This window comes from Methylobacterium tardum, assembly GCF_023546765.1.
In the GTDB taxonomy this organism is placed as follows: Bacteria; Pseudomonadota; Alphaproteobacteria; order Rhizobiales; family Beijerinckiaceae; genus Methylobacterium; species Methylobacterium tardum.
In genome coordinates this window covers 2,236,579-2,255,274 of the sequence record NZ_CP097484.1, presented here as the reverse complement: position 1 = coordinate 2,255,274, position 18,696 = coordinate 2,236,579, and the positions used below count along the sequence as shown (strand labels likewise).

Below are 18,696 nucleotides of genomic sequence, written 5' to 3'. Positions count from 1 at the left end.
GCTGCCAGGGTGCCGGCGTGGTCGTCCAGCATCACGCGGATCTGGTTGGTGCGGTCGTCGAGCAGGGTATGGACCGTGCGTACGCCGTCATCGAGCAGGCCGCTGATATCGGCGGTACGGCTCGAGAGGGTGTGCCCCAGGCGGCCCTCGCCGGCATCGAGCATGCGCTCGGCATCCGCGATGGTCTGCTGGAGCTTGGACAAGACACTCTCACCGCGCTGATCGATCAGCTCGGCGAGCGACGTGCCGCCGCGGTCGAACAGGCGGGCGAGTTCGGTGATCCGGCTGCCGATCGCCCCGAACACGGCCCGACCCTTCTCGTCGAGCTCGCCCGACATGGCGGCGATGCGCTCGTCGATGAGGCGGCCGAGGAGTTCCGCGCGCTCCGAGAAGGCGGCGCGGACGGCGTCGGTGTGGGCCGTGAGGGCCGCGTTGGCGCTCTCCGTGCGCTCGTCGACCTCCCGGACGAGGGCCTCCGTGCGGGCCGCCAGCGACGCCTCCAGGTCGCGGGTGGAGTCCGCGATGGTCGTCGTGAGCGCGCGGACGCGCTCGGCCATGGCGCCGTCGAGGCCGCCGGTCCGGTCGGAGATCATCGCCACGAGATCGCGGGTCCGGCCAGCCAGCTCCTCGTCGACCGCACGGGTGCGGGCTTCGATGAGGCGGATCGCCTCGAAGGCCTGGACGCCAAAGCTCTCGTCGACGAGGCGCGCGCGCTCGTCCAGGGTCTCGGCGATCGCCTGAAGGCGGCCGATGACGCCGGCATCGAAATGGCCGGCGCTCTCCTCGATCCGGCGGGCAATCTCGCCGGTGTGCCGTGCGATGTCCTGGCCGAGCCCGCTGGTGCGGCCCTCCAGCATCTCGATCAGGCTGCGGTGCCCCTCGGCCATGATCCGCGCCATCTCGTCGGTGCGGGCGCGCAGCGCCTCGTCGACGGCGCCGACGCGGCTGCCCAGATGCCCGTCGATGTGGCTGACGAGGTCGGCCACGGCCGCACCGATCTCGGCGGTCCGCCGGGCAGAGCGCGCCTCGAGGCCTCCGAGATGGGTCTCGATCAGGCTGCCGGCCTCGCGGGCCTGGGCCGAGATCGTCTCGGCGACGGCCGGCCCTTGCCGGTGATCAGCCGGTCCATCTCTTCCAGTCGGGCGCCGACGGTCTCGCCCAGGGCCGCCGTATCGCGGCCGATCCGGTCGGCCAGGATATCGCCGCGGGCGATGGTCTCCTGCAGGGCAGCGAGGCGGTTGCCCAGCGTCTCGTCGATCGCGCGGACCCGGCCGTCGGCGGTCTCGGCGAAGCTCGCGCCGGTCTGGCTGAGCGTGTCGGCGATGCGGGCACCCTGGCTCGCCACCGCGAGCACGATGTCGCGGCCGGTGCCGCTGATGCGGGCCTGGGTCTCGTCGGCGTGGCTGGCGAGCAGCTCGGCGACGCCGCGGCCATGCGCGCCGAAGGCCGCCTCCATCTCGCCGATCCGGGCGGCGAGGTCGGCCGAGACCGCGCGGGCGGCCTCGGCGAGGCTGCCGGTGGCGTCGCCCGTGCGGGCGGCAAGCTCGCGGTTGAGGTCGCCGAGGGCCGCACGCACGGCCGAGACGGCGGCCATGCCGCGCTCGCCGAGTTCCGTGCCGGCGCGGTCGGCGGCGTCGCGGAAGCGAGCCGTCAGGATGGCGGTCTCGGCCTCGACGGCGCCGGTGACCTCGGCGGAGGCATTCTGCAGGGTCTCCAGCGCACCGGCGAGCCGGGCAGCGGCGTCCCGGGTCTGCGTCTCGGCGGCATTGCCCGCCTGGTCGGCGGCGGCGCGCAGCGCCTCGGCGGCTTCGGCCGTGCGCGCCGCGAGCGTGGCGGCAGATTCCGCCACCCGGCGCTCAAAGATTTGCACGGCCTCGGCGGCGCGGCCGCCGAGCGCGCCGGACAGCCCTTCGACGGTGCCCTGCAGGGAGCCGACCGCGGCGGCGGCCCCGGCCTCGAAGCCCTGCCCGAGAGCCGCGAAGGCGGCCTCCAGGCGCGCTGTGGCCTCCTGCGTCCGATGCGCGAGGCTGCCGCCCGCACGCTCGGCCGCGTCGGCGACGCGGTTCTCCAGATCCGCAGCCCGCACCGTGACGGTCTCGTCCAGGCGCGAAGCGATGCCGTCCATGCGATCGGTGAGGGCGCCACCGCGGTCCGAGAGCGCCTCGGCAATCCGCTCGGCGGTGTCGATCAACGCGTCGCGCACCGTGCCGGCGCGTGCCGTCAGGGTCTCGCCGGCGCCACTGGCGGCCAATGCCAGGGCGGCCTGCGCGTCGCGCCCGCGGCCCTCGATCGTCTCGGCGACGGACAGGCCTGCGCTCTCGATCTCGGCGCGGAGCGCCAGGCCGCGGCCGGCGATGTCCTCGGTGAGGGCGGAGCCGGTCTCGGCGAAGCGCGCGGTGATCTCGGCGCCCATCGTGCCGAAGCGCTCGGTCAGCTCCGAGCCGCGCGACAGGAACACGGTCTCGAGCCCGGTCACCGAGCGCTCGAAGCTCTCGCGCACCGTGCCGGCCTGACGCTCCAGCGCCTCGCTCACGCGCGTGCCGGTCTCTGCGATGCTCTGGGCGAGGGTCCCGGCATTCTCGGAGAGGCGGCCGGCCAGGGCGGTGCCGGCAGCCTCGAAGGCGCCGGTCGCCTCGCCGGCGCGGCTCTCGAAGGCGCGCGTCAGGGTCTCGCCGACCTCCTGGAGGGTGCCGCGCACGTCCTGGCTGGTGGCCGCGAGATTGTCGATCAGGTCGCTGCCGCGGGCCGTCATCAGGCTGACCACCCGGTCGCCCGCGTCGCCCAGGGAGGCGGTGATCTCGGCGCCGCGGGTTTCCAGGGCACCGGTCACCCGCTCGCCCGCGCCGGTCACGGCGGAGACGATCCGGTCGGAGGCGCCCTCCAGCTCCTGGCTCAGGCTCTGGTGCGAGCCGGTGATGGCGGTGCGCACCCGGTCGGCGTTGGTGACGATCGCCTCGCGCTGCGCCACCAGCTCGTCGACGAGGGAGCGGATCCGGATCTCGTTGTCGGAATAGGCCCGCTCCAGCGTGGCGATCTCGCCGCGGACCAGGGTCTCCAGCTCGCCGGCCCGGGCGAGCGCTCGCTCGACGCCGTCGCCGACCGCCGCCACCTCGCGGCGCACGGTCTGCGACATGGTCAGAACCGCGTCGGTGGAGAAGCTCTCGGGCTCGGCCAGACGCACCGCGACCTCGCCGACCGCGCGGGCGACGAGGCGCATCTCCTGGGCGCGCACCGCCAGCATGGCGGCGATCACGAACAGCACCACCGGGCCAAACAGAGCCGCGGCGCCGACGCTCGCCTGCAGGGCGGTCAGGCCCGAGACGACGGCGCGCAGGTCGCCCTCGGACTTCGACCATGCGATCAGCACGAGGGCGCCGATCCAGACGAGGCCGGCGGCGAGCGCGAACAGGTAGGGCTTGGGCGAGGAGCGCACCCGTAGGGTCTGCTGCAGGATGCCGATGTTGCGCCGGTCGTCGTTGGCCACCAGCGAGCGGTCGGGGGGCAGGAGCCCACCCTCGCGCCGCGGGCGTTCCAGGCCGGGCGGAGGCAGGTCGGAGACGAGCGGCGCGTCGAGGTCGAGGCGCGGCGGCATGGTCCGGCCGGCCGGGTCGAGCGTCCCGTCGAGGAGCGGATCGGCATCACCGACATCGGGCAGGCGCGGCTCGGCGCGGCCATCGGTGCCGTTCGGCGTCAGGGCGTCGAGGTTCAGCGCCTGCTCGATCGCAGAGAGCGCGGCCTCGGCCGGATCCTTCAGCTTCTTCTCGGTCGCCATTCAACGCCTCGTTACACGGGTTCACCGGCGCCTGGAGAGGCTTATGCCGGAGACGCAACGCCCCGTTTACCATTACAAGACTAAACTCGGGCAGCGATTGCCGATACCCGAGCCGACGTGCGGCCCCAGAAAACGTTAACCGAATGGTTACCGGGCCCGCCGCTTGCCGCCTGCCCCATCCTGCCGCAGGGGAGGGGTCGGGCGCGATCCCCGCCCGGCGAATCAGGGGGTGAATTGTGTGGATCAGATCCGCAATCCCCGACGAATCCGGATATCGGGAGCCCGCACATGCCGGCCATTGACCGCGCGGCGCTCGATGCGCAGACCGGCGGCGACGCCGACCTCGCCCGCGAGGTTCTGGACCTGTTCGCCGGCCAGTGCCGGTCGATCCTGCCGCGCCTGACCGATCCGGCCCTGCCGCGGGACCAGCGCGCCGACCTCGCCCACACGCTCAAGGGCTCGGCCGCCGGGGTCGGGGCCGCTCAGGTGCGCGCGCTGGCCGACGTCGCGGAGACGCACCTGCGATCCGGCGCCGGACCGGTCGCCCTCGACGCCCTCGCGGACGCGGTCACGGCGGCGCTGTCCGAGATCGCGGCCGCGCGGACCTGAGAGCCGCCCTCCGGGCGCCGCGACGCGCGCGGTCTTGCAATCCGGCGATCGATCCGGGACCGGCGTCAACCGCCGCGCTTGCATTCCGCGTTTCCAGCCGCCAAGCAGGCACGCCGCCCGTCGGACAGAGTGCGCTCGACGCGAGCCCGGAGCCCCCAGCATGCCCAAGATCACCTACGTCGACCACGCCGGGACGGAGCGGACCGTCGAAGGCAGCGTCGGCGCGACCGTGATGGAGACGGCGCTGCGCAACAACGTCCCGGGGATCGATGCGGAGTGCGGCGGCGCCTGCGCCTGCGCTACCTGCCACGTCTACGTCGCCGACGCCTGGATCGAGACGGTCGGCAAGGCGCAGGACATGGAGCAGGACATGCTGGATTTCGCCAGCGACGTCCGCGAGAATTCCCGCCTGTCCTGCCAGATCAAGATCACGCCGGCGCTGGACGGCCTCGTGGTGACGACGCCGTCCCAGCAGGGCTGACACGGCACCGTTCAGGTCGTTCGATCACATCCCGTCATCGCGAGCGCAGCGAAGCGACCCAGGGTAGCGCGACATCCGTGTATGTGGCGCCGCTGGATTGCTTCGCTGCGCTCGCAAGGTCGGCATCGCCTCCGCCCGCATCGCGCGGTGAGACCTTAAACCCATCTGTTATCGCACGAGCGCCCGCGCCGCCGCGTCGAGACCCTCCAGGGTCAGCGGGAACATCCGGCCCGAGACCAGCCGCTGCATCATGCCGATCGACTGGGTGTAGCCCCAGTGTGTCTCGGGGACGGGGTTGAGCCACGCCGCCTTCGGGAAGTGGTCGAGGAGCCGCTGCATCCAGACGGCGCCGGCCTCCGCGTTCCAGTGCTCCACCGAACCGCCGGCTGTGGCGATCTCGTAGGGGCTCATCGAAGCGTCGCCCACGAAGACGAGCCGGTAGTCGCTGCCGTAGGTGCGGATCACGTCGAGCAGCGGGGTCTTCGCCTCGTGCCGCCGCCGGTTCTCGGTCCAGACCGCCTCGTAGGGGCAATTGTGAAAGTAGTAATGCGCGAGGTGCTTGAACTCCGAGCGCGCCGCCGAGAACAGCGCCTCGGCCTGCTCGATGTGCCAGTCCATCGAGCCGCCGACGTCCAGGAACAGCAGCACCTTCACGGCATTGCGCCGCTCCGGCCGCAGCTTCACATCGATGTAGCCCTGGCGGGCGCTTTCGCGGATCGTGCCGTCGAGGTCGAGCTCCTCGGCCGCGCCGGTCCGGGCGAAGCGGCGCAGGCGCCGCAGCGCGAGGCGCATGGTGCGCGCGCCGATCTCCCGGTCGTCGTCGAGATCCTTGAACTCGCGCTTGTCCCAGACCTTCACCGCCCGGAAGTTGCGGTTGCCGTCCTGTCCGATGCGGATCCCTTCCGGGTTGTAGCCGTAGGCGCCGAAGGGCGAGGTGCCGCCGGTGCCGATCCATTTCGAGCCGCCCTGGTGGCGCCCCTTCTGCTCGGCGAGCCGCTGCTTCAGGGTCTCGAACAATTTGTCCCAGCCGAGCGCCTTCAGCTCCGCCTTCTCGGCCTCGGTCAGGTATTTTTCCGCGAGCTTGCGCAGCCACTCCTCGGGAATGGGTGTGGGCTCCACCGCCTCCCCGAGGCTCTCGAGACCCTTGAACACCGTGCCGAACACCCGGTCGAACCGGTCGAGATGCGCCTCGTCCTTCACCAGCGCCGTGCGCGACAGGAAATAGAACGCCTCGACATCGTGCCCGGCGAGGCCCCGGTCGAGGGCGTCGAGAAGCGTCAGGTACTCCTTCAGGGAGACGGGCACCTTGGCGTCCCGGAGGGCCGTGAAGAACTGCAGCAGCATCCCGGGAGAACGCGCCACCCGGAGGCGCGGGTCAAGCCCGGGCGATCGATGGCGGCAGTGCCGCGCTTGGGAAGAGTTTTACACCGCGATTCTGAATCTTCGCGGATGGTCGACAAGATGCAGCGCTGTGAACAGCGCTGATTCAGACGGCCACGCGAGTCTCTCCGCACAAATGGGACTCATAACCTGGGCATAACTCGCCGAATCTGTTGATATGTGCCCGAGCAAGCCTGGCCCGGTCACTCATTCGGTCATGGGAATCGCTCAACTCGGTACATCGAGTGTGTGCGGACGCGGCAACGCGGCCCGCGCAGGGCAAGCGAGGAGACCCGCGATGGCGGTCATCCTGCGGAATCTGGCGGACTTCAAGCGGTTTCTCGGGAAGCCGGGGGCGACGATTCAGCTGGTGCGCAACACCTTCATGGACCGTCAGCCGGACGCGACCCGGGAGGCCTACCGGGACAAGGGCATGTACGCGCCGCGGGCCGTGCAGGCCCTGTCGCGCAAGGCCGCGGTGTTCACCCTGCGCGGCTATCCCGGCACAGTCTGGCTCTATTGGGACAAGGGCGCACGCGGCTGGCGCTTCTCCGGAGATACCGTGACGGTGCCCCTGGTCACCGGCCTCGGGCCCCCGGACGAGTTGGTCTACCGCTGCAGCTTCGCCGACGGGTTCGAGCCGGCGCCGCGCAGCCGCGTGGCGCGGCGGGCCAAGCACGACGAGGCCCATCGCGCCTCGGTCTAAGAGACCCGTCGCGCCTCACGCCTCCTGGCCGGCCGCCACCTCCTGACGCTCGGGCTCCCGCTTGGCCGACGGCTTGCCCAGAGTCTTGCCCACCGTGCGGCGGGCGCGGAAGATCGGCTTCGCCTCGTTCTCGCGCTTCTTCAGCAGGGTCCGGTACTCGTCCCGGCGCTCATGGATCGACGCGATGACGAGTCCCATCGGCACGCCGACATCGACCAGCACGGCCTCGGAGAGCTGCAGGGAGGCCTCGATCGTCTCCGGCACCGCGTCATCGACGCCGAGTTCGTAGAGGGACGACGCGTGACGGGCGTCGCGGGCACGGGCCACGATGGTCAGGTCCGGCCGCTCCGCGCGGGCCGCCGACACCGCCGCCTCGACGGCGCGCGGATTGTCGAGGGTCACCACCAGGGCCCGGGCCGTGGCGATGTCGCAGCGGCGCAGCATCTCGGTGTTGCCGCTGTCGCCGAAATAGACCGGCGCGCCGGCGCGGCGCTGCTCGGCGACCCGGGCGGCGTCGGAATCGACGGCGAGATACGGGATCTTGTGCCGCTCCAGCATCTCGCCGACCTGTCGGCCGACGCGGCCGAAGCCCGCCACGATCACCCGGTTCTCCACCCGCTCCGGCCACGGCTCCGCCTTGACGGCGGCCTGGGCGCTGGCCGTCGCCCGCATCTTGAGCCGCCGCCCGATCGCCGCCAGGGCCGGGATCATGATCATCGTGACGGTGGTGACCACCAGGGCGGCCGCCCCGACCTCCTCCGGCACCAGCCCGGTCGCCATGGCGCCGCCGATCAGCACGTAGGCGAACTCGCCGCCCGGCCCGAGGAGGAGCGCCGTCTCCAGGGCCACCGGCCGGGGGATCTTCAGGACGGGCGCCGCCATCATCACCACGGCGGCCTTGATCAGGACCAGCGCCAAGGACAGGCCGAGGATCGCCCCCGGCGACGCCATGAGCTGGGCCGGGTCCAGGTTCATGCCCACCGAGACGAAGAACACGCCCAGCAGTAGGCCCTTGAACGGGTCGATCGTCGCCTCGATCGCCCGGCGATACTCGGTCTCGGCGAGCAGCAGGCCGGCCACGAAGGCGCCCAGGGTCATCGACAGGCCGCTCGCCGCTGCGGTCAGCGCCGTTCCGACGATGACCAGCAGGCAGGCCGCCATGAACAGCTCCGTGGAGCGCGTGCGCGCCACCAGCTGGAACAGGGGGCGCAGCGCAAGGCGCCCCGCGACCACGATCAGCACCAGCGCGATCGCCGCCTGGCCGAGCGCCATTGCCAGCGCCCAGCCCTTGTCACCGCCATCGTCGCGGCCGAGCACCGCGATGGCGAACAGGACCGGCGCCACCGCCAGATCCTGGAACAGCAGGACCGCGAAGCTGGTGCGGCCGGTGGGCGCATTGAGCCGCTTCTGCTCGGCCAGAACCGGCAGCACCACGGCGGTCGGCGACAGGGCGAGGCCGATGCCGACGATCACCGCGCCGGTGAGCGGCACGTTGAGCCCGTAGAGGATCGCCCCGAGGATCAGCGCGGAGCAGCCCACCTGCAGGGAGCCGAGGCCGAAGACCAGGCGACGCAGGATCCGCAGGCGCTCCCAGGACAGCTCGATCCCGATCATGAACATCAGGAAGATCACGCCGAACTCGGCGAGATGGGCGATCTCGGCGCGGTTGCCGATGGTGAAGAGATGCACGGAGGGGTAGGTGTCGGCCAGCCGGCCGAGGCCGAAGGGTCCGAGCAGGGCGCCGGCACCGATGAAGCCGAGAACCGGCGAGATCCGCAGGCGGTGGAACAGCGGCACCACGATGCCCGCCGTGACGAGGAATAGGATCGCTTCCTTGTAGGAGCCCGAATGGACTCCCGAGATCTGGACCTCTGGCATCGGCGGCGGATCGAACCTCGTCTCTCGGGGCGGCGGGGATGCCGATCACGGCTTAGCGATCATGGGTCGGCGCTCCTGCGGGAGCAACCGGTTTCCGTCCCGGATCGGTCCCGCCGAGGTGCGTTCTGACACAAGCCGGATACACGGCCAGGGTGAGACATTTCGGTCACCGGCACGCGGGATGCAGACGGCCATCCAGAGGATGCGTGCAGTGAAGACGTGCAACGCGGCGCAAAATCGGCACAATGCGCGCATACACGCCTGAGTTAACCGGGGGTTAAGCTCGGCCGGGCCGTGCCCGAGACTGGACCCGATGGATGCGACGAGGCCGATGATCTCCATCAAATCGATATTTTCCGGTCCTGCTTCGCCACCCAACCGCGACCTGAAGCGCGAGCAGCGCGAGTGGAAGCTGGAATCGGATCGCTGGCGCCACCAGCGTCACGTCGACAAGGGCTACCGCATCAAGTGGGGCTACGTGGGTATCGCGTACCTCGTCGAGTTCATGGTGATCGGCGCCTCGTTGTGGGGCGCGTGGCTGTTCGCGGGCGTCTACAGCGACGGTGACTGGCACGCCTTCTACTTCATGCTGCTGGCGCCGATGGTCTACGCCGCGGTGGAGCTGTGCCGCGTGCCGCTCGGCATCCTGGCCCGGACCCAGCGCTCGTACTTCGTGCGCGCGCTCGCGGTGATCGGCATCATCTTCGCGGCGGGCGTGACCACCAAGTCGGTGTCGCAGCTCGGCGAGATGATGTTCCATCCCCGTCTGATGGAAGCGGCCCGGACGAAGACCGCCCTGAAGGACGCGCAGGCCGACCGCGCCACGATCGGCGACCGCATCAAGGCGGCCGACGAGCGCGTGGCCCAGTACACCGCCGAGCTCGACCAGATCGAGAAGCGCTCCGCCGACAACGCCCAGCAGCTCGCCGGCCTCCCGGCCCAGCGCTGCGAGCGCGTGTTCGGCACCAACAGCAAGGGCCGCAAGTACCAGAACCTGAAATGCGTGGCCGATCCCCGCGTCGCCGCCCTGTCGCAGGGCGTCGCCAAGGCGTCCGCCGACCGCGCCTCCATGATCAAGGACCTGGAGGAGGCCCGCAAGGCGCGCGCCGCCCTCGATCCGGGGGCCGCCGACCGGCGCGTGGCCGATGCCGAGCAGGGCTACCGCAACGCGGTCAACCGCTCGCAGCTCCATTCCTTCACCGCCATGGTCTACGGCGTCGACCCGATCGACGTGACCGAGAGCCAGGTCCACGCGTTCCTGCGGATCTTCGTGTTCCTGCCGGCGATCTGCGCGGCCTTCGCGTCGACGATCCTGGCGCTCTGCGCGGTCTCGACCCGCCGGACCTTCATGGACGAGGACGACCTCGGCGCCGCCGTGAACCCGGAGGCCGCCCCCTACATGCTGGACGCGATCGCCGACGCCCTGCGCTCGCATCCTGAGCCGATCCTGCCGCGCGCCGCCAACGCCTCGGGCGCGGTGATCCCGATGAACCGACCGGCCCAGGGCCAGCAGGCTCTGCCCAACCAGACCCTGCCGGGCCAGACCCTACCTGCTGCGGGAGCGGGCGCATGAACTACGTCGCGGGCGGAACTCCTGAGAACATCGCCCTCGCCCAACAGGTGAATTCCCGTCTGCGGGCGGATTCGAGCTACGTCGCCGCCCGGGCCTTCCTGTTCCGGGCGCTGGGCTTCGGCGCCTTCGCGTGCCTCGCCGGCATCGGCGTCGGGGCGGCGGCCTATGGCTGGGCGACCCTGAACCAGTTCGACACGGCAGCGGAGAAGATCGCCGCCGCCATGCAGGCCGCGCTCTCGGACGTGACCCTGAAGACCAAGGGCGAGGTCACGCTCACCGACAACACCCTCAAGCTCGAGGGCCTGCCCAAGGTCGCCGCCTCGCCGACCCCCACCCGGGCGCAGCTCGGCAGCGACGCGGCCCCGGCCTCGAAGGCGGCGGTGAACACCACCTTCACGGTGTTCAAGCAGGTGCCGTACCTCGACGGGCAGATCGTGACCGGCTGGAACTTCAAGGACAGCGCCGACCAGCCCTACCAGCAATACTGCTACTTCTCCCGCCGCTCGAACGAGGCGAAGGGTCAGGTCGAGATCAAGATCGACCTCGCCATGGACGGCAAGACCCTGCCGCAGCCGCAGAAGTCGGACGTCAACCTCGAGATCCTGGCCCGGAACTGCGTCTGGCACGAGAAGGGCTGACCGGGCCCCAAAGACGAGCCGGAGAATCCAACCCTCTCCCTCATCCTGAGGCGCCGGAGCGCAGCGGAGGCCTCGAAGGAGGCCTCCGCTGCGCGATCCCTGGAGCCCTCCTTCGAGGCCCGCTGACGCGGACACCTCAGGATGAGGGGAATGGGTTGGAAACAGCGTCGCGCTTGCGGCCCTCCGGCGCCCCGCGTTACCCGTGACTTCAGGCCCACCTCTCCGAGACCGCGATGCGCTTTTCCGGCACCGAGACCTACGTCGCGACCCCCGACCTCACCGCGGCGGTCAACGCCGCCGTGGTCCTGGAAAGGCCGCTCCTCGTGAAGGGCGAGCCCGGGACCGGCAAGACCGTGCTCGCCGAGGAGATCGCCAAGGGCCTGAACGCGCCGCTGATCGTCTGGAACATCAAGTCGACCACCAAGGCGCAGCAGGGCCTCTACGAGTACGACGCGGTCTCGCGTCTGCGCGACTCGCAGCTCGGCGACCCGCGGGTCTCGGAGATCGGCAACTACATCCGGCGCGGCAAGCTCTGGGAGGCGTTCACGGCGCCCGAGCGCCCGGTCCTGCTCATCGACGAGATCGACAAGGCCGATATCGAGTTCCCCAACGACCTGCTGACCGAACTCGACCGGATGGAGTTCCACGTCTACGAGACCGGCGAGACCGTCAAAGCCGTGCGCCGGCCGATCGTCATCATCACGTCGAACAACGAGAAGGAGCTGCCGGACGCGTTCCTGCGCCGCTGCTTCTTCCACTACATCAAGTTTCCCGATTCCGAGACGCTGCAGCGCATCGTCGGCGTCCATTATCCGGGCATCAAGCACCGCCTCGCCGAGGAGGCTTTGCGCACCTTCCTGGCGATGCGCGAGGTCCCGGGAATCAAGAAGAAGCCCTCGACCTCGGAACTGCTCGACTGGCTGAAGCTCCTCGTCTCCGAGGACATCGCCCCCGAGACCCTGCGCGAGCAGGACGGCCGCAAGCTGATCCCGCCGCTGCACGGGGCGCTCCTGAAGAACGAGCAGGATGTCAGCCTGTTCGAGAAGCTCGCCTTCATGATGCGCCGGGACCAGCGCGGCGGCTGAGCCGCCGGCGGTCTTCCCGGGGCCGCTTATCGGCCCGCGTAGATGTCGGTGATCTGCCCGAGCAGCTTCAGCGCGTCTTCGCGGGGGCGCTGGAAGGCGTTGCGCCCGACGATCGAGCCGAAGCCGCCCCCCGCCTGGATCGCCCGGATCTCGTCGAGGAACGGGGCCTCCTCGGCGTGGGCGCCGCCGGAGAAGATCACGATCCGCCGGCCGTTGAAGGCGCATTGCACCACGTGGCGGACGCGCTCGGCCGCCGTGCCGATCGGGATGCTTGTCGACTCATAGACATTCCTGGCCGCCGGCTGCTCGATATGGGCGGTGGGCAGCTTGACCTTGATGATGTGCGCGCCGAGCTGCGCGGCGATCTGCGCCGCGTAGCCGATCACGTCGATGGCGGTCTCGCCCTCCTTCGACAGGGCCGAGCCCCGCGCGTAGGACCAGATCACCACCGCGAGCCCGACGCTCTTGGCCTCCTTGGCGATGGCGCGGATCTGGCCGTACATGGCGTTGCGGTGGGTCGAGCCCGGATAGATCGTGAAGCCGATGGCGCAGGCGCCGAGCCGCAGCGCGTCCGCCACCGAGCCGGTGATCGCCTGCTCGGGATCCTCCTCGTCGGCCAGGAGATCGTGGTCGTTGAGCTTGAGGATCAGCGGGATCCGCCCGGCATAGTCCCGCGCGCCCGCCTCCAGGAAGCCCAGCGGCGCCGCGTAGGCGTTGCAGCCCGCCGCCAGGGCGAGCTCGAAATGGTAGTGCGGATCGTAGGCCGGCGGGTTCGGGCCGAAGCTGCGAGCGGGACCGTGCTCGAAACCCTGGTCCACCGGCAGGATCAGCATCTTGCCGGTGCCGCCGAGTCTGCCGTGCTCCAGCATGCGGGCAAGGTTGGTGAGCGTCCCGGGGCTGTCGGCCCCGTACCAGGACAGGATCTCGGTGACGCGGGGCGATCGTTCCATCGGGCAGCCTCCTTCGCCAAAGGCCGACGCGCCGTCTGCTGGGGCGCCGCGGCCCGCGTTCCGAACCGGGCGAGGAAAGCCGAGGTTCCCGCGCGCCGCACTTTCGGCTAACCGATCGAGGGACGTCCACGGGACCGGTCCGGCGAAAGCCGCACGCCCCGCCCCGAGACGACGCCACGAATGGCTCCTTCGAAGGCTCATGGGATGCGCAGGCTGATCCTGTTGCGGCACGCCAAGTCGGACCGCCCGGCGGGCGTCGCCGACCGCGAACGTCCGCTCAACGACCGCGGCCGCCGGACCGCGCCGGCCGTGGGCGCCCATCTGGCGAAGGAGGGATTCCGCCCCGACCTCGCCCTGGTCTCGACGGCGCTGCGGACGCGGGAGACCTGGGACGCGATGGCTGCCGCGCTCGGCAATCCCGAGACGCGCTTGCAGCCGGAGATCTACGAGGCCCCGGCCCGCCGGATCCTCGACGTGATCAAGACCGCACCCGATACGGCGGCCGCCGTGATCGTCGTCGGCCACAACCCGGGCCTCGGCGATCTTGCGGTCGATCTGGCGGGGGAGGGGCCGCGGGCCGCCCGCGACCGCCTCGCCCTGGAGTTCCCGACCGCCGCCTACGCGGTGATCGAGTTCGACGCCGCCCACTGGTCGGAGATCGCCTCGGACCGGGGCCGCCTGGAGCGGTTCGTGCGCCCGCGCGACATCGACCCGGACCTCGCCGGCTGAGATCTCACGCCACCGGCACCGCGGCGGCGTGCGCCTCGACCTCCGCGTGGGAGGGCAGGGGCGAGCCCGGCGCGAAGGCCTCGAAGGCCGCCCAGAAATCCTGCCGGATCGCGTCGCGCTCGGTCAGGATCTCGTGCCGGGAATCCGGCAGGACCAGGATATGGCCGGCCTTCAGCCGGGCCGCGAAGCGCTCGGTGTCGGGGGTGCCGCAGACCGGGTCGGCGCCGGCCGCGAGGATCAGCGTCGGCAGCGCGATGCGCGGCGCCGCGCGCGGGTCGCGCAGGCGCGCCATGGCTCGGAACGCCTCGGCCAGCCACGCGATCGTCGGATCGCCGACGGCGCCGGCGCCGACCTGCCGGGCCGCCGCGGCATTGCGGGCGTAGCGGACGGGATCGCGCGAGAGGCGGTTCCCCGCGAAGGGTTTCGTCGCGATCGAGACCGGCTTGCCGAACGGGATGTAGCGGCTCCCCAGCCCGAGCCGATGCAAGCCCCGCGACAGCAGGGCGGCGCCCGCCGGCCAGCGGATCATCCGGATCGACAGCATCGGCGCCAGCGCCACCAGGCGCCGGAACGGCAGCCAGCCGTCGAGAGCCCCGAGGAGGGCGACGCATCCACCCATCGAGTGCGCGAGGCCGATATGCGGCTCCGGCATCAGCGGGACCAGCACCGTCTCGGCGACGGCCTTCAGGTCGAGGCGGTACTCGTCGAAATGGGCGACGTGGCCCTTGTGCGGGTCGTCCACCCGCCGGTCCGACTCGCCCTGACCGCGCCAGTCGAAGGCGACGACCGCGAAGCCCCGGCTCCGCAGCTCCCGGATCGTCTCGTAGTACTTCTCGATGAACTCGGCCCGGCCCTGGAGCAGGCAGATCGTGCCGCGGCAGCTGCGCGCCGTAGTCTGCCAGTACGCCGCCCGCAGGGTGCAATCGTCGCGCGTGCCGACCGCGATCAGAGTGCCGCCGGGCGGCACCGGGTTGTCCGGCGTGCTGCGCAGGGTCAGGAGCGGCGGCTCCCGCCCGATCTCACCGTCGAACCGTCTCACAGGGCTCACCTCAAGCGTGTCCGTACGCGGTCCGACCGTAGCGAAAAAATCTCGATTCTTGCTATCGGCCGGGGTCTTGAACCCGGTTTTTCCGCCTCCGATATCTCTCGTGTGCCGGCCATCAGGCGGCACGAAAGACGGGTCCGGCCCTCTGGGCGGACCGGAATTGCATGTTGCTCACACGAGGATATGTCATGCGTCAGTTCGATCTCGCGCCCCTCTACCGTTCCACGGTCGGCTTCGACCGGCTGTTCTCCGCTCTCGACCAGTTCGCGAGCGCCGAGGCTGCGCCCACCTACCCGCCCTACAACATCGAGCGGACCGGCGAGAACGCCTACCGCATCACCGTCGCGGTCGCCGGCTTCACCGAGTCCGACCTGTCGATCGAGGTGCGGGAGAACGCGCTCACGCTGAAGGGCGAGCGCAAGCCCGAGGGCAAGGCGGAGTTCCTGCATCAGGGCATTGCGGCCCGCGCCTTCGAGCGCCGCTTCCAGCTCGCCGACCATGTTCAGGTGACCGGCGCCGCGCTTGAGAACGGCCTCCTCCACATCGACCTCGTCCGCGAGGTTCCGGAGGCGAAGAAGCCGCGCCGCATCCAGATCGCCACGGCGGGCCGCGCCAGCGCCCCGGTGATCGAGGGTGACGTCCGCACGGACGCCGTCCAGCAGGCCGCCTGATCCGGCCGGACTTCCAGTCCGCCTGACCGGGACCTGAGAGTGACGGAGCGCCCCAGCCGAACGCTGGGGCGCTTTTCTTGTGGCGGCTGTCATAATGGCGTGTGCGTTCGTGCTCTTAAGTCCCCTGGACGGTGCAGGACGCGCACCCGGAGTGATCCCCGACCATGGTCGCCAATCTCGCCCGCGGAGCCTACAGCGCACTGGGAGCCGGCTGGCACAAGGGCGTGCAATGGGGCGTCGGCGCGCCGATCGCCAAGCTGCGCCGTCGGCAGATGCAACCACGCCTGGACGAGGTCGGTCCGGCCGGCATCGCCGATGTCCTCTCGGCCGATCGCGCCATCCGCCTGCCGGATCCGTTCGAGGGACGTAGCCTCGGCCGCATCGGCAGCCTGGAGGTGCGGCTGGCGACGCGGAAATCCGAGATCCGCCGGGCGCAGCGCCTGCGCTTCAAGGTGTTCTACGAGGAGATGTCGGCGGTCCCGACCGGGCTCGCCGCCCTGTCCCGGCGCGACGTCGACAGCTACGACGCGCTCTGCGACCACCTCCTCGTCCTCGACCATGCCGCTCCGAAGCGGACGAAGCCGTTCGTCGAGCCCCGTCCCAAGGTGGTCGGGACCTACCGGCTGCTGCGCAGCGAGGTGGCCGCGCGCCATGCCGGCTTCTATTCCGAGGGCGAATACGACCTCGGGCCGCTGCTCGCCGCGCAGGGGCACCGGCGGCTGCTGGAGCTCGGCCGGTCCTGCGTGCTGAAGCCCTACCGGAGCAAGCGCACCGTCGAGCTGCTGTGGCAGGGGATCTACGCCTACGTCCTGCACCACCGGATCGACGCGCTGATCGGCTGCGCCAGCCTGGAGGGCACCGATCCGGACCGGCTGGCGCTGCCGCTCGCCTTCCTGCACCACCATGCCCGTGCTCCAGAGGGGTGGCGCGCCTCGGCACTGCCTGAGCGCGCGGTGGCGATGGACCGGCTGCCGAGGGAGGCAGTCGATCCCAAGGCGGCCCTGCAGGCCCTGCCGCCGCTGATCAAGGGCTACCTGCGCCTCGGCGCCACCTTCGGCGATGGCGCGGTGATCGACCGCCAGTTCGGCACCACCGACGTGTTCGTGACGCTGCCGGTCGAGGCGATCGGGGCGCGCTACCGGGGGCATTTCGCGCCGGCCGGGTGAGGGGGTTGGATCGGACAACCGCAAGTGGGCGTCCGCGCCGTCCCTGCGAGAGGCCTCTAAAGATCTCCCAGGGCCAGCTGCCCCTGATTGCGCGCCTTCGGAGGCGGGGCCTTGCGCTCCTTGGTCCGGCCGGAGGCAGAGCGGGCGGCGGCCGGCTTCTTGGGCTTGGGATCGCCGCGCATCCGGGCGACGGCCTTGTCGCGGGCCACGGCCTCGGGGGCGCCCGGATCGTCCGTGAGCCACTTGCCGCGCTTGATCACCTCGTTGACCCGGCCCTGGTTCACCCCGACCTTGAAGGCGATCTCCTGCTGGGTCATGCCGGTCGTGGCGTGCAGATCCAGGATCGCCCGGGCGAGTTCCGGGGTCATCTTCTGCCCGGTCAGGCGCCGGGCCGGCTTGACCGTGCGGGTCGCGCGGTCGCGCTCGCGCAGGCGCTCCAGCAGCGCCAGCGCCATGTTCATGCCGTGCTCGCGCAGGGCTTCCTCGAATTCCTTCAGGGTCGCCATCGGCGCCATCCTCCGCCGCGCTCTCGGGCCGGTACTGGCCGGGGAACGTGCCGGGAACGAAGCGGTTGCGCAAGCGCTGCGGCCGGATGCGCGATCCGGTGTCGGTGGACGCGCGATGTCATCCACCGGAAATGCCGCCCCTGGCCTGCCCGAGGCGCCTCGGCTACAGGGGCGCACCCGACATGGCAGGGCCAGCCCGCGCACGATGATCAGCCCGATCCGCAGAGTCGCTCCCGGCGAGACGCCCGGCTCCCTGGCCCGGGAGCTGGAGGCCGGGGCGGTCCTGCTGTTCCCCGATCTGCCCTTCCCGTTCAGCGAGTTCGAGCGCCGGTTCACCGAGCAGCCCTTCGCGGACGGCAAGGCCAAGAACGTCAACATCCGGGGCGAGGCCGCCGAGCTGCGCGGCGCGGCCGGCACGCCGGAGGAGCAGGAGGCCCTGCGCCAGCTCCTGATCCGGTACCGCGGCTTCGCCCGCGACCTGATCGGCACCTACCTGCCCGCGTATCGCGACCGCGTGAGCCTCGCCGGCACCTCCTATCGGCCCTTCGACGTCGACCGGCGCAAGCTGAGCTGGCGGCGCGACGACACGCGGCTGCACGTCGACGCGTTCCCGTCGAACCCGATCGGCGAGAAGCGGATCCTGCGGGTGTTCCGCAACATCAACCCGGCGGGCGAGCCGCGGCGCTGGCGGGTCGGCGAGGATTTCGGGTCCATGGCGGATAAGTTCCTGCCGCGGCTGCCGGGCTACTCCCCGCTTTCGGCGCGCCTGCTCGCGGCTTTGCGCATCACCAAGGCGAAGCGCTCAGAATACGACCACCTGATGCTGCACCTGCACGACGCCCTCAAGCAGGACGAGACCTACCAGGCGTCGGCGCCGCAGGCCGACGTGGAGTTCCGCCCCGGCGAGACCTGGGTGACCTTCTCCGACCTCGTGATGCACGGCGCCATGGGCGGCCGCTACATGCTGGAGCAGACCGCCTACCTGCCGGTCGCCGCCCAGGCCGACCCGGCCCTGAGCCCGCAGCGCATCCTCGCGGCCAAGCTCGGCCGCGCCCTTCGCACCTGAGACAGGGACGTCACCGATGATCCTCGAAATCGCGCAGATCGAGATCAAGCCCGGCCTGGAGGCCGAGTTCGAGAAGGGCATCACCGAGGCCTCGGCGATCTTCAAGCAGGCCAAGGGTTGCCGGCATTTCGAGGTGCGGCGCTCCATCGAGCACCCGCAGCGCTACCGGCTGCTGATCCACTGGGACACGCTGGAGGCCCACACCAAGGACTTCACCGGCTCGCAGCCCTGGCAGGATTACCGCGCCCTGGTCTCCCACTGCTTCGCCGGTCCGGTGGCCGTCGAGCACGCCGAACAGGTGCTGAAGGCGTTCTGAGCCCCGGCGCGAGGCCGGGCAGGGCCTCCAGCGATCCGAAGCGTTGCGAGCCCGATCGCCGATGCTAGGCTCCCGCGCGATCAAGCCCGAAGCGAATCATCGGGGTTGCGGCGGGTGAGGAACAG

The 18,696-nt window shown here is 70.9% G+C and carries 17 protein-coding genes; 11 read left to right on the top strand and 6 right to left on the bottom strand.

Going from position 1 to position 18,696, the window contains the following annotated elements; translation table 11 throughout:
- Positions 1-1,051: 1,051 nt before the first annotated feature.
- Positions 1,052-3,772, bottom strand: a complete 2,721-nt coding sequence (locus M6G65_RS10605) for an apolipoprotein A1/A4/E family protein (protein ID WP_250103910.1) — start codon at positions 3,770-3,772, stop codon at positions 1,052-1,054.
- Between the two features lie 288 nt (positions 3,773-4,060).
- On the opposite strand from M6G65_RS10605, the gene M6G65_RS10600 reads away from it, so the two are divergent.
- The gene (locus M6G65_RS10600; RefSeq protein ID WP_238196636.1) at positions 4,061-4,381 is read left to right on the top strand and encodes an Hpt domain-containing protein; all 321 of its coding nucleotides are present in this window, start codon (positions 4,061-4,063) and stop codon (positions 4,379-4,381) included.
- A gap of 160 nt (positions 4,382-4,541) precedes the next feature.
- Positions 4,542-4,862, top strand: a complete 321-nt coding sequence (locus M6G65_RS10595) for a 2Fe-2S iron-sulfur cluster-binding protein (RefSeq protein WP_192708394.1) — start codon at positions 4,542-4,544, stop codon at positions 4,860-4,862.
- A 168-nt stretch (positions 4,863-5,030) separates the two neighbouring features.
- Here M6G65_RS10595 and M6G65_RS10590 read toward each other — a convergent pair whose 3' ends face one another.
- The gene (locus tag M6G65_RS10590) at positions 5,031-6,206 is read right to left on the bottom strand and encodes a vWA domain-containing protein (RefSeq protein WP_238196727.1); all 1,176 of its coding nucleotides are present in this window, start codon (positions 6,204-6,206) and stop codon (positions 5,031-5,033) included.
- A 334-nt stretch (positions 6,207-6,540) separates the two neighbouring features.
- On the opposite strand from M6G65_RS10590, the gene M6G65_RS10585 reads away from it, so the two are divergent.
- Positions 6,541-6,948 carry a hypothetical protein gene (locus tag M6G65_RS10585; RefSeq protein ID WP_238196635.1) on the top strand — a complete coding sequence of 136 codons (408 nt, stop codon included), beginning with the start codon at positions 6,541-6,543 and terminating at the stop codon, positions 6,946-6,948.
- Positions 6,949-6,963: 15 nt separating this feature from the next.
- On the opposite strand, the gene M6G65_RS10580 is transcribed toward M6G65_RS10585, so the two are convergent.
- Positions 6,964-8,826, bottom strand: a complete 1,863-nt coding sequence (locus tag M6G65_RS10580) for a cation:proton antiporter domain-containing protein (RefSeq protein ID WP_250103909.1) — start codon at positions 8,824-8,826, stop codon at positions 6,964-6,966.
- 313 nt (positions 8,827-9,139) lie between these two features.
- On the opposite strand from M6G65_RS10580, the gene M6G65_RS10575 reads away from it, so the two are divergent.
- The 3 genes from M6G65_RS10575 to M6G65_RS10565 all read left to right on the top strand — a co-directional run bounded on the left by M6G65_RS10575 (position 9,140) and on the right by M6G65_RS10565 (position 12,122).
- Positions 9,140-10,399, top strand: coding sequence for an ATPase (locus tag M6G65_RS10575; protein WP_238196633.1), 1,260 nt, complete (start codon positions 9,140-9,142; stop codon positions 10,397-10,399).
- Positions 10,396-11,037 (top strand): hypothetical protein, encoded by a 642-nt coding sequence (locus M6G65_RS10570; protein ID WP_192708398.1) that lies wholly within the window; start codon positions 10,396-10,398, stop codon positions 11,035-11,037. The genes M6G65_RS10575 and M6G65_RS10570 overlap by 4 nt, the downstream gene beginning before the upstream one ends.
- Positions 11,038-11,270: 233 nt before the next feature.
- Positions 11,271-12,122 carry an AAA family ATPase gene (locus tag M6G65_RS10565; protein ID WP_250103908.1) on the top strand — a complete coding sequence of 284 codons (852 nt, stop codon included), beginning with the start codon at positions 11,271-11,273 and terminating at the stop codon, positions 12,120-12,122.
- A gap of 26 nt (positions 12,123-12,148) precedes the next feature.
- Here M6G65_RS10565 and M6G65_RS10560 read toward each other — a convergent pair whose 3' ends face one another.
- The gene (locus M6G65_RS10560; RefSeq protein ID WP_238196630.1) at positions 12,149-13,072 is read right to left on the bottom strand and encodes a class I fructose-bisphosphate aldolase; all 924 of its coding nucleotides are present in this window, start codon (positions 13,070-13,072) and stop codon (positions 12,149-12,151) included.
- A 204-nt stretch (positions 13,073-13,276) separates the two neighbouring features.
- Between M6G65_RS10560 and M6G65_RS10555 the strand changes: the two genes are divergently transcribed.
- A complete protein-coding gene (locus M6G65_RS10555) occupies positions 13,277-13,801 on the top strand; it encodes a SixA phosphatase family protein (protein WP_238196629.1) in 525 nt (174 codons plus the stop codon).
- Between the two features lie 4 nt (positions 13,802-13,805).
- On the opposite strand, the gene M6G65_RS10550 is transcribed toward M6G65_RS10555, so the two are convergent.
- Entirely contained in the window at positions 13,806-14,840 is a 1,035-nt protein-coding gene (locus M6G65_RS10550) for an alpha/beta fold hydrolase (RefSeq protein WP_238196628.1), read from the bottom strand.
- Positions 14,841-15,034: 194 nt separating this feature from the next.
- Between M6G65_RS10550 and M6G65_RS10545 the strand changes: the two genes are divergently transcribed.
- The gene (locus M6G65_RS10545; RefSeq protein ID WP_192708402.1) at positions 15,035-15,517 is read left to right on the top strand and encodes an Hsp20 family protein; all 483 of its coding nucleotides are present in this window, start codon (positions 15,035-15,037) and stop codon (positions 15,515-15,517) included.
- Positions 15,518-15,681: 164 nt separating this feature from the next.
- Complete coding sequence (gene olsB, locus M6G65_RS10540) at positions 15,682-16,683, top strand: l-ornithine N(alpha)-acyltransferase (protein WP_238196627.1); 1,002 nt, start codon at positions 15,682-15,684, stop codon at positions 16,681-16,683.
- Between the two features lie 56 nt (positions 16,684-16,739).
- On the opposite strand, the gene M6G65_RS10535 is transcribed toward olsB, so the two are convergent.
- Positions 16,740-17,189: an RNA polymerase subunit sigma-70 gene (locus tag M6G65_RS10535; RefSeq protein WP_238196626.1), complete on the bottom strand. Its 450-nt coding sequence runs from the start codon at positions 17,187-17,189 to the stop codon at positions 16,740-16,742.
- A gap of 205 nt (positions 17,190-17,394) precedes the next feature.
- Here M6G65_RS10535 and kdoO point away from each other — a divergent pair, with 205 nt between their 5' ends.
- Both kdoO and M6G65_RS10525 read left to right on the top strand, forming a co-directional pair.
- Complete coding sequence (kdoO, locus tag M6G65_RS10530) at positions 17,395-18,255, top strand: Kdo hydroxylase KdoO (RefSeq protein WP_238196625.1); 861 nt, start codon at positions 17,395-17,397, stop codon at positions 18,253-18,255.
- A 16-nt stretch (positions 18,256-18,271) separates the two neighbouring features.
- The gene (locus tag M6G65_RS10525) at positions 18,272-18,571 is read left to right on the top strand and encodes an antibiotic biosynthesis monooxygenase family protein (protein WP_010685588.1); all 300 of its coding nucleotides are present in this window, start codon (positions 18,272-18,274) and stop codon (positions 18,569-18,571) included.
- Positions 18,572-18,696: the final 125 nt, after the last annotated feature.